We start from the raw sequence: 20,828 nt of genomic DNA on the forward strand, positions 1-20,828 counted from the left end.
CAACCGTCTCGATGACGCTCGATACTTTTCAACGTTGTCCGATCGTGATCTCGCCGAACAGGTTCTTCTGGTCGCGCGGCTGCGAACGCCAATATTGCGGCGGCGCCGTGACGGCCGCGCCGAGCTCGGCGGCAGCGTGCCACGGCCAGCGCGGATCGTAGAGCATGCCGCGCGCGATCGCGACGAAGTCCGCCTGGCCACCGGCCACGATCTTCTCCGCGTCCTTCGCTTCAGTGATGAGGCCGACCGCGATTGTATTCACGCCCGTCGCTTCCTTCACGGCCTGCGCGAACGGTACCTGATAACCGGTGGCAAGCGGGATCTTCTGCAATGGCGATACCCCGCCCGACGAGACATCGATCCAGTCGACACCGCGCTTCTGCAACTCGGATGCGAACGCAATCGTGTCCTCGATGCCCCAACCGCCATCGACCCAATCAGTCGCCGAGACGCGCACGCCGACCGGCTTGTCGGCGGGAAACGCGGCGCGCACCGCATCGAAGATTTCGAGCGGATAACGCATGCGGTTTTCGCGCGAGCCGCCGTATTCGTCGGTGCGCTGATTGGAGATGGGCGAGAGGAACTGATGCAGCAGATAACCGTGCGCGCAATGCACCTCGATCCCGTCGATGCCGAGCCGCGCCGCACGTCGCGCCGATGCCGCGAAGGCTTCCTTCACGCGCATGAGTCCTGCGGTGTCGAGCGCGAGCGGCGGTGTCTCGTCGGGCTTGTGCGGCACCGCCGACGGCGCGTAGGTCATCCAGCCGCCCTCCGCGACCGGGATCAGCTGTCCGCCGTCCCAGGGCGCGTGACTCGACGCCTTGCGGCCCGCGTGCGCCAGCTGCATCGTCACGGCGATGTCCGAATACTGGCGGATCGCGGCGAGCACCGGGCGCAAGGCAGCTTCCGTGACGTCGTCCCACAGGCCGAGATCGCCGGGCGTGATGCGGCCGTCGGGCTCGACCGCCGTGGCCTCGATAAACAGCATCCCTGCGCCGGACAGCGCGAGCTGCCCGAGGTGGATCATGTGCCACGCCGTGGCTTCGCCACGCTCGGCCGAGTACTGGCACATCGGCGAAACCATGATGCGATTGGGAAGCTGCAGGCTGCGCAGGGTCGCGGGTGTGAACAACGCGCTCATGTCGTGGGCTCGGGGAAGGAAGAATGCGGTCGAGAATAGCATCGCGTTTTCAACGCTGCAGGACGTGCCGCGAATGCTTGTGCCACGCTCAGGCGTGCGGGTCCTCGCGGGCAAAACGGTCGAGCCATTCGCCGAACATCGCGCGCGCAGCGCGTTCGAGAGCGGGTCCGTGGCGCGCGGTGTCCTCGCGCAACGCAGTGACGGTGGTGCCGCTGCGCGCGACATCGCCGGGATAGGCAACCAGCCAGCTTTCGAAGCGATCGGCCAGGACTTCGGGATGGCACTGCAGCGCCAGCACATGCTCGCCCCACGCGAAGGCCTGATGCGCGCACTGCGCAGTCGATGCGAGCAGCGTGGCGCCGGCGGGAAGATCGAAGGTATCGCCGTGCCAGTGGAACACGGGGATGGGCGCGCCGTCGGCTTCGAGATGGCGCAGCGCGGAAGCACGTCCCGCGTCGGTCAGCGTGAGCGGCGACCAGCCCAGTTCGGTCAAGCCAGAAGGATAGACCCGTGCGCCGAGCGCCCGGGCAATCAGTTGCGAGCCGAGACAGATGCCGATGGTCGGCAAGCCCGCCGCAATGCGCTTTTCCAGCATCGCGAGCAAGGGAGAAAGATGGGGATACGCCGCGTCCTCATAGGCGCCGATCGGCCCGCCAAGTATGACGAGCAGGGAGGGATCGAGCGGATTGGGCGCATCGATGCGGCCGCGTCCGACATCCAGATAGCGCACGAGATGGCCGCGATCGCCCAGTACGAGTTCGAGGCTGCCCAGATCTTCGAAATAGACGTGGCGAATCGCCAGGACTTCATCTTTCATCGGCGGCTTCCGTGAGCGGGCTGTGCGTGTCGGGCAAGTGTTGACGAGCCGCGCCTCGCGGGGAGGCGCGACGGGCACAGTCTAACCGACTCGCCGCGGCCTCACAGCGTCGCTGCCGCCGGATGAATCACTCCGTTTGCCCGATGTCAGGCAAGCTGAGCGAAGACCTTCCAGCTCTTCTTCTGCGTCGCGGAATCGGCTTCTTCGTAGACCGAGCAGTCGAGACGCAGATCCGTATCCGCCATGTCGATCTGCAACAGCGCGCAATGATGCGGCGCCTTCTTCGGATTCTTGCTGGCCTGGAAGTGCGAGCAGGACAGGCACATACGGTGCGCCGGCATCTGCTGCTGCGACTCGAGATGGCGGATGGTCTTCAGCAGCGTGCGATAGAACGCCACCTGCTCTTCCTCGCGCAGCGTGCCGACCGCCTTCGCCAGGAAGTCCGGCCATTGCACCGCCTTCTTCGCGGCCGTGCGGCCACGTGCGGTCAGGCGCACGGCCAGCGCGCGGCCGTCGTCGAGCGCGCGGCGCTTCTCGACCAGCCCCTTGCCTTCGAGCGTGCTCACCGCATCGCTCGTCGTGGCAGCCGTCAATGCCGTTTCACGTGCGATCTCGCCGAGGCGCATCGGCCCCCTGCGCTGCATCAGCAAAACGAGAATTTCACCCTGGGTCGGCGTCAGCCCCACGCCTTCTGCCCATTCCCAAGCCTGGCTGCGCATCGCCGTGCTCAGCCGCAGCAGACCGTGGGTCACCCGCCCCGTCGCCTGCTCTCCGTAAACGCCTTCATTCATAGTCTTTCGCTTGTTGTTCCGCTTATGTGTTTTGACGGCATGTTCACGTAACCACGCGAACACCGTTCCCGAAACGCTTCCGCAGAAAACGACTTGCAACCCCTTGCGGAACACGCTCGTTCCCGGTCCCCGCCGTCTCAAAATTCAGGCGTGCCAAGCCTCACGGCGACACCTGAATGGGGACACTGCTACCCTCTTGTTTATGCGCCCTCTTATGGTCTGCTTTGCGGCGCTACGTATTTGCCGACTATAACGCCCCGCCGGCAAAGTCGCCATTCTAAGCGACATGGAACAAACGTACACCTTAATTGTCCGTGTCAGACTGTGGATAACTCTCGAAATCGCCTCACTCGCTGATTGCCGACTCGTTTTGATTAACTCTGTACGAGTCGTAAGTCGTCTTCACGTCACTGAAAGTTCCGCCAGAGTTTGCTTGCGTAGCCCAGGCCACGCGCATGACGCGCAACCATTACGCCGGTATACGGTTTGTTTGAGGCAAACCTTAGAAGCGGAAGTTTGAACCTGCTTCAAACGATGGCATGAGACAGTTATTCCCGATTCACGCTCACGTCCTTGTTTCATAAAGCGCAAAAGAAAAAGGCTGCATGCATATTTAAGCAGCAGCCTTTCCTGTTCATGAATGCCGATTACCAAGGCAAGCCTTACGGTAAGCAACATGCTACGTCTCGCGTCATTGGCGTCATTGGCGTCATTGACGCCATTGCAAGCATTGTTGCCTGACGGCTTCGTGCAGCGATTTCTCCTTGTCGAATACGCTGCGCAGCCAGGTGGCGTCGTTCATGCCGCGCGCTATGTCGGCGACCTGTGCCAGCGCCGCCTGCGAGCCGAGCGCTTCGGCGTGCGGTGCGAGCACGTCGAGCGTTGCCAGGATGTCTTCGCCGATGGTCCTGCGTTCGCCCGTCTGCGGATGGATGCAGGTGCCCTCCAGGCCGAAGCGGCACGCCTCGAAGCGATTGAACGTGTAGACGAGGTAGTCGTCCTCGTGGGGCGTGAGCGGCTTGTCCAGCAACAGGTAGCGCGACAGCGTCTGGATATAGCACGCGATCGCGGCCGCCCGGTCTACCGACAGCGGCGTGTCCATCACGCGGACTTCGATCGTGCCGAAACCCGGCTTCGGCCGGATGTCCCAGTAGAAGTCCTTCATGCTGTTGACGACGCCGGTATGCACCATCTTCGAGAAATACTCCTCGAAGCTGTCCCACGTCAGCACGAACGGCGCGCGGCCCGACAGCGGAAACGCAAACACCGAGTTCAGGCGTGCCGAATGAAAGCCGGTATCGACGCCCTGAATGTACGGCGACGAAGCCGACAGCGCGATGAAATGCGGAATGTAGCGCGACATCGAATGCAGCAGGAACAGCGCGCTGTTCGGATCGGGGCAGCCGATATGCACGTGCTGGCCGAACACCGTGAACTGCTTGGCGAGATAGCCGTAGAGCTCGGAGATGTACTGGAAACGCGGTGCGTCGTAGATCTGCCGATCGCTCCATTGCTGGAATGCATGCGTGCCGCCGCCCGCCAGACCCACGTTCAGCTGGTCCGCCGCCGCGACGAGCGTGTCGCGGATGGTGCGCAGATCGGTGACGGCCTGTTCGTGCGTCGTGCAGATGCCGGTCGACAGCTCGATCATGCTTTCGGTGATCTCGGGCGTGATGTTGCCCGGAATCTTCTCGTCCTTGATGAGACGCATGAGGTCCGACGCCGCGCGGGTCAGATCGTAGTCGTGCGTATTGACGACCTGGATCTCAAGCTCGACACCGAACGTAAAGGGTTCGGAGTTGATGAAGGGTTCGAGTGCCATGGCGCCTCTGGAAAAATCGATTACTCGCGCCGCTCGCCGACCGCCGACAGGCTGCGGTACACCACGAACGGCGACACGATCTGCAGCAGCACGATGGAGCACATGACGATCGCGCGCAAGGTGGGATCGTAGTTGGGATAGAGCACGTACATGTCGTCGACCAGCAAGTACGCGAGCGCGGACATCGGCGACAGCGCGACGCCCAGCGCCGCACCCTGCTTCCAGTTCAGGCCGCTCGGCTTCGCAAAGATCAGCACGCCGGCAAGCTTGCCGATGAAGCGCGCGACAATCAGTCCCAGCGCCGCGATGCCGCCCAGTGCGATGTCGCGCCAGTGAAACGACGTCAGCGTGAGCGCGAACAGAATGACGGTAAGCAGCCAACCGGCGGAGCCGAAGTGCGACGGCCATAGCTGCGGACGTTCGTCGGCGTTCTTCACGATGATGCCGGCCGCGAGCAGCGCGAGGATGGTCGACAGCTTGAAGATGTGCGCGACGGCGATCGCCAGCAGCACGAGACCGAACAGCGCGACGAACGAATGCTCGTCGTTGGCGGGCAGGCGCCGGACCAGCAGGTTGCAGGCGCGCGCGAGCAGGAAGGCCAGCACCAGCGAGCCGATCAGCAGATACAGCGGCTGCAGGATGGTGGCGAGCGTATTGCCGTAGATCTCCTGATGCAGCACGCCGGCCGCGAGCTTCTCGACGATCACCGCATACATGCTGTTGAGCGCGGTCAGCGTGAGCAGCCGCTGCGTGACCTGGCCTTCCGAGCGCAGTTCCATCTTGAGCTGGATGACCATCGCGGGCGACGTGGCCATGGCGATGGCGGCAACGACGACCGAAGGCATCGTCGGTACCTTGAGCAGGGTCAGCGCGATCAGCACGAGGCCAAAGGTCAGCGTGGCTTCCGCGATGCTCGACAGGATCAGATACGGATTGCGCCGGATCCAGCGCAGATCGAGCCGGCCGCCGAGTTCGAACAGCAGCAAGCCGAGCGCAACATCCAGCAGCGGCCGCGACAGCCCGGCTGCGCTCGAGTCGATCACGCCGAGACCCGCATTCCCCGCGATCAGCCCGATCACCGCATAGCCGGTGATGCGCGGCAGGCGCCAGGCGCGCCACAACAGTTCACCGGCCAGGCCCGCCGTGACGAGCGCGAGACCGGCCCAGAGAATGGCGTCGGGTTCGAGCGGCCACGCGGGCAGAAATGAAAACGCCGAGTTCATCGTATTGGCTTCTCCTTCGTTACTGCTATCTGTTGCTGCTATCCGGGCGCGCGTCCGTAGCGTCACCTCGCCTGAGGGCGCCGCGCTCGCAGGCGGCGCGCGTCCGCTCCCGTGAGCGGACGTCAGTTCATTCAGGCGATACGAAATGCGAACGAACACGGTGTCACGGTCTGGCCGTGCACGAGTTGGTCGACGTGTCCGGTGTGAGGCTGCAGGCCGCGTGCGGTTCAGTGAGACACCGAGCCTACATGCGGCAATCGAACGATTGCCGACCGGACACAGAAAACGACGACGCGGCTTCGTTGATCAGATTCTTGGCGCGCGGCCATCGTTCCATTGAAAGCGCTCGCCGCATGCACGGCGCGACGCAGGAAGAAGCGCGATTGTGCCATACCTGGATGTCCCTGACAGAAAGACCAAGCTCATGATTCCTTTGAGGTAAAAGCGACTGCCATATGCTGGAGCGGATTGGCAATGCTGACCGGAAACATGAAGCGACGGGGTGAAATGGTTTGCCTTGCTGCCGTCGGACAGCTCCGCCTTCAGGTGTTTACAGGTTTACTGTATATACAAGTAGTAGTAGTTAACAAGCGCTGCCGCGCACTGTGGATAACCGCAATTTTGTCTTTTCAAACAATGAATTGGGAGAAGCACAAAGGCGCGGTAAACATGTTCGTCCGCGGCGGTTAACCTGGAACAACTTTGGGCGAGTAAACCGGAAACCGCGGGTTGTCCCGTTTACATGCACAACGAGTTCACACGCGTTTCACCGGCAATCCGCCGCGTTATCCACAGACCGGCGGGGACAACTCATCGGGGTCGATCTCGCCATGGCGCAGCGCCCGCAGCAGGAAGCGGGCGGGATCGACGGCCTCGGCAAGGTCGCGCTCGATAGGCCAGGGCTCGCCTTCGATCTGCGCCGCCACGAGCTCAGCGGCGAGGCTTGCCCAGATCAGTCCGCGCGAGCCGAACGCGAACGCGCCGTACAGACCCGGCATGCGCGGCAGGTCCAGCGGCCAGGCGCCGGACAGCCGCCGCGCGTCGCGGCGGGCGGCGGCTTCATCGGCGAACTGGCCGATCATCGGCATGCGGTCGCTGGTCACGCAACGGAAGGCGACGCGCCCGCCGCGAACCGTGTCTTCGGTGAACCTCAGCCCAGGGAGCATGCCGGCGACGCGTTCGCGGTTCTCGACATGTCCTTCCGCGTTCAACTCAGGATCGGGATCGTCGATGTCGTAGGTCGCGCCGATCAGCGTGCTGCCTGCGCCGAGCGGCACCGCATAGCCTTCGCCGATCACCGGCACGCGCAGCGCATCGAAGTCGGGTGACTCGAGCATGCTCAACTGGCCGCGCACGATGCGCGTCGGCTGCCCGTGGAGACCGGCCAGGCGCGCGGCATCGCGCGCATTGGCGAGGATCATCGCCGGCGCGCGGGCGATCTCGTTGCCGCTGCTGTTGAAGGCTCGCCACAGCCCGTCTTCACGAGCGATGCGCGCTACTTCGATATTCATACGCATGACCATTTGCGCGGCAGACCCGGCCAGTTGCGCGGCGCATAACGCAGCGGGCGAGATTGCGCCGCCTTGCGGGAAGAACCAGCCGCCGCGCGCAACCTCGACGCCTGCCATGCGCGAAGCTGCGCTTCGCGTCATCGGCTGCACATACTCCGATGGATACGCAAAGCGCGCGATGGCGGCCGCGAGGGCCTCCGCGTCTGCGGGCGTATCAGCGATCTGGAGCAGGCCGGCGCTGCTTCGGCGCAAGTCGTGTCCGGCGTGTTCGAGCGGGCGCCAGCGCTGCAGCGCGTGGAGAAAGCCGGCGCGGGTGAGGCGGGCGGCGACGCTGTCGTCGCGCCAGACGATCGGATGGAACACGCCTGCCGGATTGCCCGATGCATCGCGCGCCGGCTGTTCATGCCGGTCGATGAGCGTCACGCGGAAGCCGCGCGCGGTCAGCCGCGATGTCACCGCACAGCCGGCCAGTCCCGCGCCGATGACGATGGCCTCGCGCGCGCCGTCGCCGTCGGGTAGCGGCGGTTCATGCCGACGCACGCGCCAGCGCGGCGCGAAACGGCCCTTGACTTGCTGGCTGGCGCCCGAGGCATGGCATACGAAACCGGCCGCTTTGAGCGCGCGTTCGAACGTCGCATGGATATCGACGGACGCGTTGATGCAAACGGTCGCGTCGTCGCTGGCGAGTCGCGCGAGCGACTTGCACAGCGTTCTCGCATCACGCACGTCTGCGTCGCTCGCATCGGCGTGCAAGGCATCCGCGCGCAGCCATAGCTTCGGCAGCATCTCCTGGCGCTCGCCGACCGCAAGCGTCAACACGACCCGGCCGTCCGCAAACTCCAGGCGATGCAGGCCCGGCACGCGCATCGGCCAAGCGCGCTGCAGCTCGGCTTCAAGGGGCGAACCCGTGTTCGCCGGAGGATGATCGAGCGCGGCGAGCGGTGCGACGGCAACGACATGGAGACGCTCGCAACGCGCTTCGTCGTCAAGCCAGCCTTGCCACGCGGCAAGAAAGCTTTCGCAAGGCGTGAAGGTCAGATCGACGACCGTGAAGACGCGCCGGCCGCGCCAGCGTGCGGGCAGGTCGTGCGACGGGAGAAGCGAAGGCCCAGTCATGCGCTCGGTCATGGGGATGGAGGAAAGGCGCGTTGGCGAGCCAAGGATTCGACGGAGATCAAGTGCGGCATGGGTTGTGCGGCTCGCCTTGGGCTTGCGACGCGCTTGCACCTTCCCGAAGACTGGGACCGACCGACGACCGGACCCATGGCCTTGATGAAAGTGCTTGCAAGAGCGCTGCACGGCCCTGGGCCGCAGCCGTCAAACCCAATGTGGGCAAGGCTGAGAGCGAGGGCGGGGGAAGTGGGCGGGAACGTTGGCAAAAACCAACGGCATCTTGTGATGAGGGATCCGTTTTTGCCACAAGCGTCGAAAGTCGATGTCCCACGCTGAAAAACCCCGCCGGAAGCCCGAAAAATATAAGGGTAAATCTTTGAAACCCTTATCCTGATTGGGTTTGCGCTGCGCTATCATACCAAGCGCTGCCTACAGAGGCGGCGTGAAGGCGACGATGTGGAGCAACGTCCGTGAAGTGACGCCGGAGAACGTCAAATCGTCGGGCGGGCCTGTCAGAAGGCCGTCCCTACTCGACGGCACGGCTTGCGCACGTATAATCGGCGCGTTCGCGCTGTTCGTGTCAACCTAAACTGATAAAGGAACCTTAATGAACAAACAGGAATTGATCGACGCCGTAGCCGCTCAGACCGGCGCCAGCAAGGCTCAAACCGGCGAAACGCTGGACACGTTGCTCGAAGTGATCAAGAAGGCTGTCTCGAAAGGTGACGCAGTGCAGTTGATCGGCTTCGGCAGCTTCGGTTCGGGAAAGCGCGCAGCGCGCACCGGCCGCAACCCGAAGACTGGCGAGTCCATCAAGATTCCGGCCGCAAAGACGGTCAAGTTCACGGCTGGCAAGGCATTCAAGGATGCAGTGAACAAGCGGTAAGTTTCTTGCCGATTGTCCGGCTACCCGTGGTAGCCAGTGATACATGACCCGCCTTTGGCGGGTTTTTTTTGTCTGCGCTCATTGATGCTTTGCCCGGCGACGACACGCCGCGCAGGCGTGCCGTCTTGCCGGTCAGTGCCGGTCAATGCCGATGATCCTCGCAACCGCAGTCGGGACCATGATCGTGGTCGTGGTGATCGTGATCATGGTCTTCGATGTCCCACGCAGGGAACGGATCGGCCAGATGCTTCCAGCCATCCGCGCCGAGCGCCCATTCATCGTCGGTGAGAAGACACGCGTCGAACGTGTCCTGCCAGTACGCCGGATCGAGATCCAGGCCGATCAGCACCAGCTCCTGGCGACGGTCACCGATGCTGTTGTCATCCGGATCGCCAACCCATTCCGCGACGATCTCTGCTTCGAGCTCGGGATCATCGGTGGGCCATTCGCTGCGATCCTGCGCCGCCCACCACACGCCCGCCGGCCCATGCCGGCACGTGCCGCCCGCCTGCGACAGCGAACCGCCCACTTCACTGCGCGTCGCGAGCCAGAAGAAGCCCTTGGCGCGCAGCACGCCGGTCCATTCGCGATGCAGCAGGTGCCATAGACGCTCCGGATGGAACGGCCGACGCGCCCGATACACGACATGACCGACTTCAGTGACGTCCGCTGCATCGTCCGGATTCGTCGATGGCGCTTCGTCCAGGATGGCAAGCCAGCCCGGCGCGCTTGCCGTTGCATCGAGATCGAAGCGTCCCGTGTCGAGAATTTCGCCCGGCGAAACGATGCCGGATTGCGTCGTGATCTGAAGCGCGCGCGGGTTGAGCGCGTGAAGAATTCGCGCGATCTTCTCCGTCTCCGCGGCATCGACGAGATCGGTCTTGTTGATCACGATCACGTCGCAGAACTCGATCTGCGCGATCAGCGTTTCCACGACCGTCCGGTCTTCCTCATCGTGCGCGCCTGTCTGCAGTCCGCGTTCGGCCAGCGAGTCCGACGACATGTAGTCACGCAGGAAATTCGCGGCATCGATCACGGTGACGAAGGTATCGAGCGCCGCGTGGCCGGCGAGTGTGGCGTCATCGTCGTCGCCGAACGCGAGGTTCTCGGCGATCGTCATCGGATCCGCGGCATGCGATGTCTCGACCAGGATCGCATCGAAACGCTGCTGTTCGGCAAGCCAGGTGATGGCGCCTTCCAGCCCGGACATGGATTGATCGCTCAAGGTGAGCAGCAGTCCGCCGTTGGGAAGCTCGGTCGTTTCCTGGTCGGCGGCCGGCGGGGCCTTGCCGCACGTGATCGCGCCGATGCGTACGGCTTCAGTATTGGCAAGCAAGGCATCGACGAGCGTGGTTTTACCCGCGCCTGTGAATCCCGACAGCACGGTGATCGGAAGGGGCGATTGGTTCATTGCAGTGGACCGGACGGGGAAGAAGGCGCGCAAGCGCGGGTCCGCTGCGCTGCGCGCGGCGCGGACGATCGAAGAGGGGATTTTGCATCAATTGCGCCGGACGCGGATGCGGGCGCGGGTGATGTCAGGGATGAGGGACCGCGCGCCCGCTCAGCGCTTGGCTTCGACCAGCTTCCAGCGGCGCAGGATCTCGATGATCTGGGCCGAGTACTTGTCGCGCAGCGCAGGCGTTTCGGAATGGTAAGCGCCGACCGCCTGCCATGAATTGCCGTACTTGTTCATCTTCTGGCGCAGATGCCACGCAGCGACGTAGACGCTCTTGCACGGCTGCATCAGCGTGCCGCTGGAAATGCCGTATTGAGCCAGTGTGTCGAGGTGGATGGAGTTGATCTGCATCAGGCCGTAATCAGTGGACCCGTTGGCGTTCTTGTTGATCGCGTCCGGCCTGTTGTGCGACTCCTGCCAGGCGATGGCGCGCAGGATGAGCGGATTGACCTTCTGATACTTGGCGGCTTCGTCGAAGCAGTCCGCGTGTGCGGAAGCGGCCGCCAGCAGCGACCCGCATAACGCGACGCATGACACAAGTCTGCGCGTGATTCTCTTCATCTTCTTTCTGCTCCATCCGCCCATGCGGAACGTCATGCCGCCGTTGCGGCGCCTTGGCGCCAACGCCAAACAACACACGTCCGCGGCCGGGTTCGCAGGCTCGAAGGGAACCAATGTTTCGGGAAAACCCACCCTTTTCGAGACAGCCCGTCAAGCGGAACCGACCGTATCATACCGGCTGATGTTTCTGGTAATAAGTTGGCTATCAGACATACGCCAATGCGCGCGCGAGAAGGCCGTTCGCGTGCAAGTGTGCCAGACCTGCAGTTCGCTGTGCGCTAAATGTATGAATATTAAGAGTTCTGGACGCGCTACAATTCGGCTCCCGCGCAAATCGGCTCGTTCCTGAAACCTGTTACGAGCATGGTCTAACGGCAAGTTCCTTGAAGGCTTGAGCGCTGGAATGCATCGCGCGATGCAGCTTCAGACAGATTGCGATCTGGTACGAATTGGCATAATTTCGTTACATAAAGCTGTTATCGTCATATTTTTTTACCCGACTGAGACCGTGCGCCCCGCGCGTCCGATCGCGGTCGGCAGCGCATCCCGCTGACGGGCAGCGCTGCCTTGGCCGGCTTCCCGGTGATCCGGCTCTGATATCACATCCATGAGAAGACAACCTATGGCACTGCGTCGCATCGCGACGGCACTGCTGGCGGCGGGACTCATCGTCGCCCAAGTCGCGCACGCGCAAGTGACGTTGAATTTCGTCAACGCGGATATCGACCAGGTCGCCAAGGCGATCGGCGCCGCCACCGGCAAAACCATCATCGTCGATCCCCGCGTCAAGGGGCAACTGAACCTTGTTTCGGAAAATCCGGTTCCCGAAGATCAGGCGCTGAAGACGCTTCAGTCGTCGCTGCGCATGCAGGGCTTCGCGCTCGTGCAGGATCACGGCGTCCTGAAGGTCGTGCCCGAAGCCGATGCCAAGCTGCAGGGCGTGCCGACCTACGTCGGCAATACGCCGGGCGCGCGCGGCGACCAGGTGATCACGCAAGTCTTTCAGTTGCGCAACGAGTCGGCCAACAACCTGCTGCCGGTGCTGCGCCCGCTGATCTCGCCGAACAACACCATCGCGGCCTATCCGGCCAACAACACGCTGGTGGTCACCGATTACGCCGACAACATTCGCCGTATCGCGGGCATCATCGCGGGCGTGGATACGGCGGCGGGCCGCGAGGTCGATGTCGTCACGCTGAAGAACGCGAACGCCATCGATGTCGCCGAGCAGATGAACAAGCTGCTCGATCCGGGCACGATCGGCAGCACCGACGCGACGCTCAAGGTCACCGTCACGCCGGACGCGCGCACCAACTCGCTGATGTTCCGCGCGTCGAGCAGCGCGCGGCTCGAGGCAGCCAAGGCGCTCGCGAAGAAGCTGGATGCCCCGACCGGCCAGCCCGGCAACATGCACGTCGTCACGCTGCGCAACGCCGACGCCACGCGCCTCGCCAAGACGCTGCGCGGCATGCTCGGCAAGGGCAGCGGCTCCAGCGACAATTCCAGCTCGTCGAACTCGAACTCGAATAACGGCTACGGCAACAGCGGCGGCGGCCTCGGCAGCAACTCGTCGCTGTCCACCGGCCAGTCCGGCGTGCCCCCGCTGCCGGGCGGCCTCGGTTCGTCCAGCTCGGGCAGCGGCAACAATCCCTTGACGGGCGGCAGCGGCAACCGCGACTCGAGCTTCTCGTCGAACAAGGACAGCGACAACGGCAACGATCAGGGCGGCGGCATGATCCAGGCGGATTCGGCGACGAACTCGCTCATCATCACCGCGCCGGATCCGATGTACCGCAACCTGCGCGCCGTGATCGACCAGCTCGACGTGCGCCGGCCGCAGGTCTATATCGAGGCGCTGATCGTCGAGCTGGATGCGACGTCCAATGCAAGCCTCGGCATTCAGTGGCAGGGCGCATTGCTGTCCAACAGCGGCAATAACGCGCTCTACGGCAGCACGGGCTTTCCGACTGTCTCGGGCACGAGCAACAACATCGTCGATCTGACGCTGGCAGGCGGTGCGGCCGCGCAGAATACGTCCGCGCTCACGGCGGCGACCGGCTTGCTCGCTCCGGGCCTCAACGTCGGCTTGCTGCACCGTTTCGGCAGCCTGTTCGGACTGGGCGGCCTGCTGCAGGCGCTGGCGACGTCCTCGGACGCCAACGTTCTCTCGACGCCTAACCTCATCACGCTGGACAACGAAGAAGCGAAGATCATCGTGGGCCAGAACGTGCCGGTGGCGTCGGGCTCCTACTCCACGCCGACCGCGAATACGACCACCGGGATCAGCGCCTTCAACACGTACGATCGTCGCGACGTCGGCGTGGTGCTGCACGTCAAGCCGCAGATCACCGACGGCGGCGTGCTGAAGCTCCAGGTCTACCAGGAAGACTCGAGCGTCGACGCCACGACCGTGAACAACGTGTCCGGGCCGACCATCAACACGCGTTCCGTGCAGTCCACCATCATGGCGGACGACGGCGAGATCGTCGTGCTGGGCGGCCTCATGAAGGACGAGTACGACAGCAGCACCAGCAAGATTCCGTTGCTCGGCGACATTCCGTTCATCGGCAGCCTGTTCCGCAGCGAAAGCAAGGTTCGCACGAAGACTAACCTGATGGTGTTCCTGCGGCCGGTGATCGTGCGCGACCAGGCCACGTCCTCGCAGATCGCGAACACGCGCTACGACTACATGCGTCAGCAGCAATACGGCGCGACCTCCGACAACCGCCTCATCAAGGACCAGAACGTCCCGATGATTCCGCCGAAGCCGCTCGGCCCGAGCGAAGGCGGCGGCGCGCCGGCCGACAACCTGCTCGACTGGAGCAGCATGGCGCGCGGACCGGGACCGAGCACGACGCTGCCGCAGAACCCCGATGCGGGACCGGCGCCGCAACCGGTGCAGACAGCGCCGCAGTCCACGTTGCCGTCGCAGAACAGCTATCCGGCGCCCGCCGGCGCAGGCGGCAATACAGGCAACGGCCAGACCGGAGTACGGCCGTGAGCACGGTGAACGGCGCGGAAGGCGCGCACGACCACGCGAGCACGGCGGCGTCGCCGCTGGCGGCGCGGCTCGTGCCCTACGGCTTCGCGCGCAGCGGACAGATCCTGCTGGCGCACCAGCATCCGGACGGCATCGAGGTCTGGATCAGCGAGCGCACCAGCGACGCCGCGCTCGCCGAGGTCGCGCGCAACTTCGGCGCGTTGTCGATCGTGCGCAAGTCGTCCGACGAACTCGCCGCCGCCATCAACGCCGCCTATGCGCGCAATGACGGCAGCGCGGCGCAGGTGGTGGGCGAGGTGGAAGGCGAGGTCGACCTGTCGCGCCTGATGCAGGACATTCCGGAAGTCGAGGACCTGCTGGAGTCGGAGGACGACGCGCCGATCATCCGCATGATCAACGCGCTGCTTACGCAGGCGGCGCGCGAGCAGGCGTCGGACATTCATATCGAGCCGTTCGAGAATGCCTCGGTGGTGCGCTTTCGCGTGGACGGCACGCTGCGCGACGTCGTGCGCCCGAAGAAGGCGCTGCACGGCGCGCTGATCTCGCGGATCAAGATCATGGCGCAGCTCGACATCGCGGAGAAACGTTTGCCGCAGGACGGGCGCATCACGCTGCGCGTCGGCGGACGTCCGGTGGACGTGCGCGTCTCCACGCTGCCCACCGGCCACGGCGAGCGCGCGGTGCTGCGTCTGCTGGAAAAGGACGCACAGCGCCTGAATCTCGAAACCCTCGGCATGGCGCGCGACACGCTCGTCCACTTCGACAAGCTGATCGGCCGGCCGCACGGCATCGTGCTCGTGACGGGGCCGACCGGCTCCGGCAAGACCACCACGCTGTATGCATCGATGTCGCGGCTGGAGACCACCACCACCAACATCATGACGGTGGAGGATCCGATCGAGTACGACCTTTCGGGCATCGGCCAGACGCAGGTGAACGAGCGCATCGGCATGACCTTCGCGCGGGCGCTGCGCTCGATCCTGCGTCAGGATCCGGACATCATCATGATCGGCGAAATTCGCGACCTCGAAACCGCGCAGATCGCCGTGCAGGCGTCGCTGACGGGCCACCTGGTGCTCGCGACGCTGCACACCAACGATGCCGCCTCCGCCGTCACGCGTCTCACCGACATGGGCGTGGAGCCGTATCTGCTGGCGTCGTCGCTGCTGGGCGTGCTGGCGCAGCGGCTCGTGCGGCAGCTGTGTCCGGTGTGCAAGGAAGAGCGCGTGGAAGAAGACGGCGTGCGCCACTGGCATCCGGTGGGCTGCGAGCGCTGCGGCCAGTCGGGCTATGTGGGCCGCCGCGGGGTCTATGAATTGCTGCTGATCGACGACACGATCCGGCCGCTCATCCACCGCAACGCCGCCGATGCCGAGATTCTCGAAGCCGGCCGCAAGCAGGGCATGCGCACGCTGCGCGAGGACGGCGACCGCTGGCTGGCCGCAGGCGTTTCGTCGCTCGAAGAAGTGCTGCGCGTGACCGGCGGCGATTAAGAGCGAACCAGCGCGGAGAACCAACGTATGCCGGCTTTTCGTTTTGAAGCCATCGATTCGGCGGGCAAGACCCAGAAAGGCGTGCTCGACGCCGACAGCGCCCGCGCCGCGCGCAGCCAGTTGCGCACGCAAGGGCTGACGCCGCTCGTCGTCGAAGCGGCGGGATCGCGCACGCGCGGCGAACGGCAGCAGCGGCTGTCGCTCGGGCGCCGTCTGTCGCAGCGCGAGCAGGCCATCCTGACGCGCCAGCTGGCGAGCCTGCTGATCGCCGGCCTGCCGCTCGGCGAGACGCTCGCCGTGCTGACGGACCAGTCCGAGCGCGACTACATCCGCGAACTGATGGCCGCGATCCGCGCCGAAGTGCTCGGCGGCCATTCGTTCGCCAATGCGCTCGCGCAGCATCCGAAAGACTTCCCGGAGATCTATCGCGCGCTGGTGGCGGCGGGCGAGCATACCGGCAAGCTCGGTCTGGTGCTGTCGCGCCTGGCGGACTACATCGAGCAGCGCAACGCGCTCAAGCAGAAGATCGTCCTGGCGTTCACCTATCCGGGCATCGTGACGATCATCGCGTTCGGCATCGTGACCTTCCTGCTGAGCTACGTCGTGCCGCAGGTCGTGAACGTGTTCGCGAGCACGAAGCAGCAGTTGCCCTTCCTTACCATCATGATGATGGCGCTGTCCGCCTTCGTGCGCAGTTACTGGTGGGCGATGCTGATCGGCGTGGCGCTGTTCGCCTGGATCGTGAAGAGCATCCTGGCAAGGCCCGGGCCGCGCATGTCGTTCGACCGCTGGCTGCTCGGCGCGCCGCTGGTCGGCAAGCTGGTGCGGGGCTACAACACGGTGCGCTTCTCCAGCACGCTCGCCATCCTCACCGCCGCCGGCGTGCCGATCCTGCGCGCGCTGCAGGCCGCCGGCGAAACGCTCAGCAACACGGCGATGCGCGACAACGTCGACGACGCCATCGTGCGCGTGCGCGAAGGCTCGTCGCTGTCGCGGGCGCTCGGCAACACGAAGACCTTTCCGCCGGTGCTGGTCCATCTGATCCGCTCGGGCGAGGCGACCGGCGACGTCACCACGATGCTCGACCGCGCCTCCGAAGGCGAAGCGCGCGAGCTCGAACGCCGCACGATGTTCCTGACGAGCCTGCTCGAACCGCTGCTGATCCTCGCGATGGGCGGTGTGGTACTGGTGATCGTGCTCGCGGTGATGCTGCCGATCATCGAACTGAATAATCTGGTGCAGTAATGAACGCCCTGCAAACCCGACTCTTATCGCTGGCCGCCCTTGCGCTCTTTTGCGTGACGATCACCTACTGGGTCGTCACGCTGACCGCGCGCCAGACCACGCCGCTGCCCGGCGCGGCCGCGACGCGCACGCCTTCGGTCGAGCAGGCCGCGACCATCTTCGGCGGACGGCTCGAACGCCAGGCCAACTCCGACGTCCACCTGTTCGGCATCCTGGCGCTGCAGGGCGGCGCCGCGGCCATCGTGAGCTACGGCGGCGAGCCGGCCAAGGCGGTGTCGCTCGGCGGGCCGCTCACGCAGGGCGTGAAGCTGTCGGAAGTGCGCGCGCGCTCGATCATCATCGAGCGCAACGGCGTGAAATCGGAGATTTTCCTGCCGCAGAATCCGCCCGGGCCGACCATCTGGGTGCGCTGAACGCGGCGCGGTCCGGCTCGCTGCGACGCGATGCCCGCATGCGGCGGCCACGCATGATGAAAGCGGATCGATAGAATGAGCGGCGGCGGCGTCCCACGCACGGCCGCGCGATTGTTTCAGAACACCGGACGCGAAAGTCCGGAACGTTATTTTCAATTGAAGAGGGTGTTATGCATATGTTGACCCAACGCCGCATGCGGCTTCAGCAAGCCCAGGCGCAAGGTCGTCGCCAGCGCGGCTTCACGCTGATCGAAATCATGGTCGTGATCGCGATTCTCGGCATTCTCGCCGCGCTGATCGTGCCGAAAATCATGAGCCGTCCGGATGAAGCGCGCCGCGTCGCCGCGAAGCAGGACATCGGCACGATCATGCAGGCGATGAAGCTCTATCGCCTCGACAACGGCCGTTATCCGACCCAGGAGCAGGGCCTGCGCGCGCTGATCGAGAAGCCCTCCACCGAACCCGTGCCGAACAACTGGAAGGACGGCGGCTACCTGGAACGCCTGCCTGCCGATCCGTGGGGCGGCCAGTATCAGTATTTGAATCCCGGCGTGCACGGCGAGATCGACGTCTTCAGCTACGGCGCGGACAACAAGGCGGGCGGCGAGGGCAACGATGCCGACGTCGGCTCGTGGCAATGACCGTCCGGCGGTAGGAAGGAACGCAGCGTGAACAGGCACGGCAGGCACATCGACGCACGGCGCAACGCCGGCTTCACGCTGCTCGAGATGCTCGTCGTGCTGGTGATCGCGGGTTTGCTGGTGTCGCTTGCGTCGCTGCAGCTGACGCGCAATCCGCGCACCGATCTCAACGAGGAAGCGCAGCGGCTCGCGCTGCTGTTCGAAGCGGCAGGCGACGAAGCCCAGGTGCGTGCCCGGCCCATTGCCTGGCAGCCGCAGGACGGCGGCTTTCGCTTCGACATCCGCAGCGAAGACGGCTGGCGCCCGTTGCGCGACGACCTGCTGCGCGCGCGCCACTGGGAAGGCGGCGTGACCGGCGTGAGCATCCAGTTTCTCGATTCGGACAAGTCGGTGAGCCGGCTCGTGTTCGGCACCGAAGCGATCGACACGCCGATGGAAATCACGCTGTTCTCGGCCGCGGGCCGCGCGACCATCGTGGGCAGCGGCAACGGCCGCTTTCAGGTGCGATGATGCGGCGCCGAAGTCATCGAACCGGTCAACGCGGCTTCACGATGATCGAAGTGCTCGTGGCGCTGGCGATCATCGGCGTGGCCCTGGCGGCGTCGATCCGCGCGGTCGGTTCGCTCGCGACCGGCGAGGCCGACCTGCACCGGCGTCTGCTGGCGGGCTGGAGCGCGGACAACGAACTCGCGCAGCTGAGGCTCTCGCATCAGTTTCCGCCGCTCGGTTCGCGCAGCTTCGACTGTTCACAAGGCAATCTCAAGCTCACCTGCACGCAGCGCGTGAGCCAGACGCCGAATCCGATTTTCCGGCGCGTCGAAATGTTCGTCTCGACGCCGGGCCGCTCCGGCAATCTCGCGCAAATGGTCACGGTGGTGGCGAATGAAACGAACCGCTCGCTCTGACCGCCGGCCGCTGACCGGCAAACGCGGGCAGCGCGGTTTCACGCTGCTCGAAATGCTGATCGCCATCGCGATTCTCGCGGTGATCGCGGTGCTGTCGTGGCGCGGACTGGACTCCGTGATCCGCGCCCGCGCGACCATCGAGAATGCGATGGAAGACGAGCGCATCGTGGCGCAATTGTTCGACCAGATGCGTATCGACGCCCGCCAGGCCGCCACTGACGACGAAGCCGGCCAGCCCGCCGTGCAGATCGGCAACGGCTCGCTGCAGATCGTGCGCGGCGTGTTCGCGGCGAATGTGCCGCCGCGCCTGCAGGTGGTGCGCTACCGGCTGTCGAACGGGCGTATCGTGCGCTATGCGTCGCCGCCGCTGGCGAACGTCGGCGAAGTGCGGCGCGCGTTGTCCGGCGACACCGGCGGCTGGAGCTCGATTCCGCTGATGGGCGGCGTGGGGTCGCTCGCGACGCGCGTGTTCATCCCGGAGAAAGGCTGGACGACGCGCATGAGCGACGTGCTCGCGCAGATCAACCAGAACGACAACAACCTGAAGGTGCCGCAACTGGGCAACGCGCCGCTGCCGCGCGCGGTGTCGGGCATTCAGGTGGCGGTCGCCGCGCAGACGTTGAAAGCGCCGCTCACACGCGTGTTCCTGGTCGGAGAATGACAATGCGCCATCGTTCGAACCGTCGGCCGGAAAGGAAGCAACGCGGCGTGGCCATCATCACCGCGCTGCTGGTCGTGTCGCTGACAGCCATCCTCGTGTCGGGCCTGCTGTGGCGCCAGCAGGTGCAGATCCGGCGCATCGAGAACCAGCGGCTGCTCGCGCAGGCGCAATGGATTTCGCGCAGCGCGCTCGACTGGACGCGCCTCATCCTGCGCTCGGAGGCCGATACCTCGCCCACCGTCACCTATCTCGGCGGCGTCTGGGGCGTGCCGATCGCACGGACCAAGCTGTCGGACTTCCTCGGGCAGATCGGCGAGGTGCGCGCGCAGCAGGGCGCATCGACCTATCTGTCCGGCTCGATCGAGGATGCGCAGGCGAAGTTCAACCTGCGCAATCTGGTGTCCACGCCGACGCCCGGCGTGCTCACCGTCAACGTCGAGCAGATCCAGGCGTTCCAGCGGCTCCTGACGATGCTCGGCATCAACGGCTCGCTGGCGAAGACGGTCGCGCTGCAGATCCGCGCGGGCCTGCAGCGTTCGGCGACGCGCTTCCAGACGCAGACCGGCACCACCGCAGGCACCAGCGGCACGACGGCGGAAGCGCAGATTGCCGCGCTCGCGCAGGGCGGCGGCGTGGGCGGCGGCAACTTCACGGACGATCCGGGCCTCAAGGACTCGGATGACAACTCGCCGGTCGCACCGCTGCAGATGATCACGGTCGATTCGCTGCTCGACGTGCCGGGCTTCTCGCCGGAGGCGGTCGCGAAGCTGCGGCCGTTCGTGACGGTGTTGCCCACCACGTCGGCCGTCAACATGAACACCGCGCCGGCGGAAGTGGTGGCGGCGATGGTGCAGGGCATGAGTCTCTCGCAGGCGCAGGCGTTCGTCGCGCGCCGCGAGACGGTGTTCTTTCACGACGTCGGCAACGTGCAGCTCGCGCTGTCCGGCGCGGGCGTGAAGACGACATCGATCGATCCGAACGAACTCGATGTCACGACGAAATACTTTGTGATTCACGGACGCGTCGATCATGAACGCGCGCAGCTCGAGCGCACGACGCTCGTCTATCGCGATCCGACGACGCATGCGACGCGCATCGTCTATACGCGCGATTCGACCTGATGGTCGTGTCGCAGTCATTGTTGAGGG

At 64.8% G+C, this 20,828-nt stretch carries 18 protein-coding genes; 10 read left to right on the top strand and 8 right to left on the bottom strand.

Annotation, left to right across the window (positions count from 1 at the left end):
* Positions 1-28: 28 nt before the first annotated feature.
* From QCE69_RS14920 to mnmC, 6 genes are all read right to left on the bottom strand, one after another.
* Positions 29-1,141, bottom strand: a complete 1,113-nt coding sequence (locus QCE69_RS14920) for an NADH:flavin oxidoreductase/NADH oxidase (RefSeq protein ID WP_309919273.1) — start codon at positions 1,139-1,141, stop codon at positions 29-31.
* A gap of 88 nt (positions 1,142-1,229) precedes the next feature.
* Positions 1,230-1,958, bottom strand: a complete 729-nt coding sequence (locus QCE69_RS14925; protein WP_309931357.1) for a glutamine amidotransferase — start codon at positions 1,956-1,958, stop codon at positions 1,230-1,232.
* 146 nt (positions 1,959-2,104) lie between these two features.
* Positions 2,105-2,749, bottom strand: a complete 645-nt coding sequence (locus QCE69_RS14930) for a MarR family winged helix-turn-helix transcriptional regulator (protein WP_309931658.1) — start codon at positions 2,747-2,749, stop codon at positions 2,105-2,107.
* Positions 2,750-3,458: 709 nt separating this feature from the next.
* A complete protein-coding gene (locus QCE69_RS14935) occupies positions 3,459-4,571 on the bottom strand; it encodes a YbdK family carboxylate-amine ligase (RefSeq protein ID WP_309810973.1) in 1,113 nt (370 codons plus the stop codon).
* Between the two features lie 20 nt (positions 4,572-4,591).
* Positions 4,592-5,794 (bottom strand): cation:proton antiporter, encoded by a 1,203-nt coding sequence (locus QCE69_RS14940; RefSeq protein ID WP_309919281.1) that lies wholly within the window; start codon positions 5,792-5,794, stop codon positions 4,592-4,594.
* A gap of 785 nt (positions 5,795-6,579) precedes the next feature.
* Positions 6,580-8,421, bottom strand: coding sequence for a bifunctional tRNA (5-methylaminomethyl-2-thiouridine)(34)-methyltransferase MnmD/FAD-dependent 5-carboxymethylaminomethyl-2-thiouridine(34) oxidoreductase MnmC (mnmC, locus tag QCE69_RS14945; RefSeq protein WP_309931359.1), 1,842 nt, complete (start codon positions 8,419-8,421; stop codon positions 6,580-6,582).
* A 604-nt stretch (positions 8,422-9,025) separates the two neighbouring features.
* On the opposite strand from mnmC, the gene QCE69_RS14950 reads away from it, so the two are divergent.
* The gene (locus tag QCE69_RS14950) at positions 9,026-9,304 is read left to right on the top strand and encodes an HU family DNA-binding protein (RefSeq protein WP_008352404.1); all 279 of its coding nucleotides are present in this window, start codon (positions 9,026-9,028) and stop codon (positions 9,302-9,304) included.
* A gap of 142 nt (positions 9,305-9,446) precedes the next feature.
* Here QCE69_RS14950 and QCE69_RS14955 read toward each other — a convergent pair whose 3' ends face one another.
* Positions 9,447-10,715 carry a GTP-binding protein gene (locus QCE69_RS14955; RefSeq protein ID WP_309931361.1) on the bottom strand — a complete coding sequence of 423 codons (1,269 nt, stop codon included), beginning with the start codon at positions 10,713-10,715 and terminating at the stop codon, positions 9,447-9,449.
* 150 nt (positions 10,716-10,865) lie between these two features.
* A complete protein-coding gene (locus QCE69_RS14960) occupies positions 10,866-11,321 on the bottom strand; it encodes a lytic transglycosylase domain-containing protein (RefSeq protein WP_309919289.1) in 456 nt (151 codons plus the stop codon).
* A gap of 622 nt (positions 11,322-11,943) precedes the next feature.
* On the opposite strand from QCE69_RS14960, the gene gspD reads away from it, so the two are divergent.
* The 9 genes from gspD to gspK all read left to right on the top strand — a co-directional run bounded on the left by gspD (position 11,944) and on the right by gspK (position 20,801).
* Positions 11,944-14,322 carry a type II secretion system secretin GspD gene (gene gspD, locus QCE69_RS14965; protein WP_309919292.1) on the top strand — a complete coding sequence of 793 codons (2,379 nt, stop codon included), beginning with the start codon at positions 11,944-11,946 and terminating at the stop codon, positions 14,320-14,322.
* Positions 14,319-15,815 (top strand): type II secretion system ATPase GspE, encoded by a 1,497-nt coding sequence (gene gspE, locus QCE69_RS14970; protein WP_309810993.1) that lies wholly within the window; start codon positions 14,319-14,321, stop codon positions 15,813-15,815. Before gspD ends, gspE begins: the two co-directional genes overlap by 4 nt.
* Before the next feature lie 27 nt (positions 15,816-15,842).
* Complete coding sequence (gene gspF, locus QCE69_RS14975; protein ID WP_309919295.1) at positions 15,843-17,060, top strand: type II secretion system inner membrane protein GspF; 1,218 nt, start codon at positions 15,843-15,845, stop codon at positions 17,058-17,060.
* Complete coding sequence (locus tag QCE69_RS14980; RefSeq protein ID WP_309811001.1) at positions 17,060-17,473, top strand: hypothetical protein; 414 nt, start codon at positions 17,060-17,062, stop codon at positions 17,471-17,473. The genes gspF and QCE69_RS14980 overlap by 1 nt, the downstream gene beginning before the upstream one ends.
* A 170-nt stretch (positions 17,474-17,643) precedes the next feature.
* The gene (gspG, locus tag QCE69_RS14985) at positions 17,644-18,114 is read left to right on the top strand and encodes a type II secretion system major pseudopilin GspG (RefSeq protein WP_404987337.1); all 471 of its coding nucleotides are present in this window, start codon (positions 17,644-17,646) and stop codon (positions 18,112-18,114) included.
* A 27-nt stretch (positions 18,115-18,141) separates the two neighbouring features.
* Positions 18,142-18,624 (top strand): GspH/FimT family pseudopilin, encoded by a 483-nt coding sequence (locus QCE69_RS14990; protein WP_309919298.1) that lies wholly within the window; start codon positions 18,142-18,144, stop codon positions 18,622-18,624.
* The gene (gene gspI / locus QCE69_RS14995; protein ID WP_309931364.1) at positions 18,624-19,019 is read left to right on the top strand and encodes a type II secretion system minor pseudopilin GspI; all 396 of its coding nucleotides are present in this window, start codon (positions 18,624-18,626) and stop codon (positions 19,017-19,019) included. The genes QCE69_RS14990 and gspI overlap by 1 nt, the downstream gene beginning before the upstream one ends.
* Positions 18,997-19,680, top strand: a complete 684-nt coding sequence (locus QCE69_RS15000; RefSeq protein ID WP_309919304.1) for a prepilin-type N-terminal cleavage/methylation domain-containing protein — start codon at positions 18,997-18,999, stop codon at positions 19,678-19,680. The genes gspI and QCE69_RS15000 overlap by 23 nt, the downstream gene beginning before the upstream one ends.
* On the top strand, positions 19,677-20,801 hold the full coding sequence (gene gspK, locus QCE69_RS15005) for a type II secretion system minor pseudopilin GspK (RefSeq protein ID WP_309931366.1): 1,125 nt from the start codon (positions 19,677-19,679) through the stop codon (positions 20,799-20,801). The genes QCE69_RS15000 and gspK overlap by 4 nt, the downstream gene beginning before the upstream one ends.
* Positions 20,802-20,828: the final 27 nt, after the last annotated feature.

This window comes from Caballeronia sp. LZ032 (assembly GCF_031451315.1).
Taxonomy (GTDB): Bacteria; Pseudomonadota; Gammaproteobacteria; order Burkholderiales; family Burkholderiaceae; genus Caballeronia.

Coding starts and splice junctions, on each gene's coding strand:
- QCE69_RS14920 (WP_309919273.1), bottom strand. CDS start 1,141: ATGAGCGCGTTGTTCACACCCGCGACCCTGCGCAGCCTGCAGCTTCCC.
- QCE69_RS14925 (WP_309931357.1), bottom strand. CDS start 1,958: ATGAAAGATGAAGTCCTGGCGATTCGCCACGTCTATTTCGAAGATCTG.
- QCE69_RS14930 (WP_309931658.1), bottom strand. CDS start 2,749: ATGAATGAAGGCGTTTACGGAGAGCAGGCGACGGGGCGGGTGACCCAC.
- QCE69_RS14935 (WP_309810973.1), bottom strand. CDS start 4,571: ATGGCACTCGAACCCTTCATCAACTCCGAACCCTTTACGTTCGGTGTC.
- QCE69_RS14940 (WP_309919281.1), bottom strand. CDS start 5,794: ATGAACTCGGCGTTTTCATTTCTGCCCGCGTGGCCGCTCGAACCCGAC.
- mnmC (WP_309931359.1), bottom strand. CDS start 8,421: ATGACTGGGCCTTCGCTTCTCCCGTCGCACGACCTGCCCGCACGCTGG.
- QCE69_RS14950 (WP_008352404.1), top strand. CDS start 9,026: ATGAACAAACAGGAATTGATCGACGCCGTAGCCGCTCAGACCGGCGCC.
- QCE69_RS14955 (WP_309931361.1), bottom strand. CDS start 10,715: ATGAACCAATCGCCCCTTCCGATCACCGTGCTGTCGGGATTCACAGGC.
- QCE69_RS14960 (WP_309919289.1), bottom strand. CDS start 11,321: ATGAAGAGAATCACGCGCAGACTTGTGTCATGCGTCGCGTTATGCGGG.
- gspD (WP_309919292.1), top strand. CDS start 11,944: ATGGCACTGCGTCGCATCGCGACGGCACTGCTGGCGGCGGGACTCATC.
- gspF (WP_309919295.1), top strand. CDS start 15,843: ATGCCGGCTTTTCGTTTTGAAGCCATCGATTCGGCGGGCAAGACCCAG.
- QCE69_RS14980 (WP_309811001.1), top strand. CDS start 17,060: ATGAACGCCCTGCAAACCCGACTCTTATCGCTGGCCGCCCTTGCGCTC.
- gspG (WP_404987337.1), top strand. CDS start 17,644: ATGCATATGTTGACCCAACGCCGCATGCGGCTTCAGCAAGCCCAGGCG.
- gspI (WP_309931364.1), top strand. CDS start 18,624: ATGCGGCGCCGAAGTCATCGAACCGGTCAACGCGGCTTCACGATGATC.
- QCE69_RS15000 (WP_309919304.1), top strand. CDS start 18,997: ATGAAACGAACCGCTCGCTCTGACCGCCGGCCGCTGACCGGCAAACGC.
- gspK (WP_309931366.1), top strand. CDS start 19,677: ATGACAATGCGCCATCGTTCGAACCGTCGGCCGGAAAGGAAGCAACGC.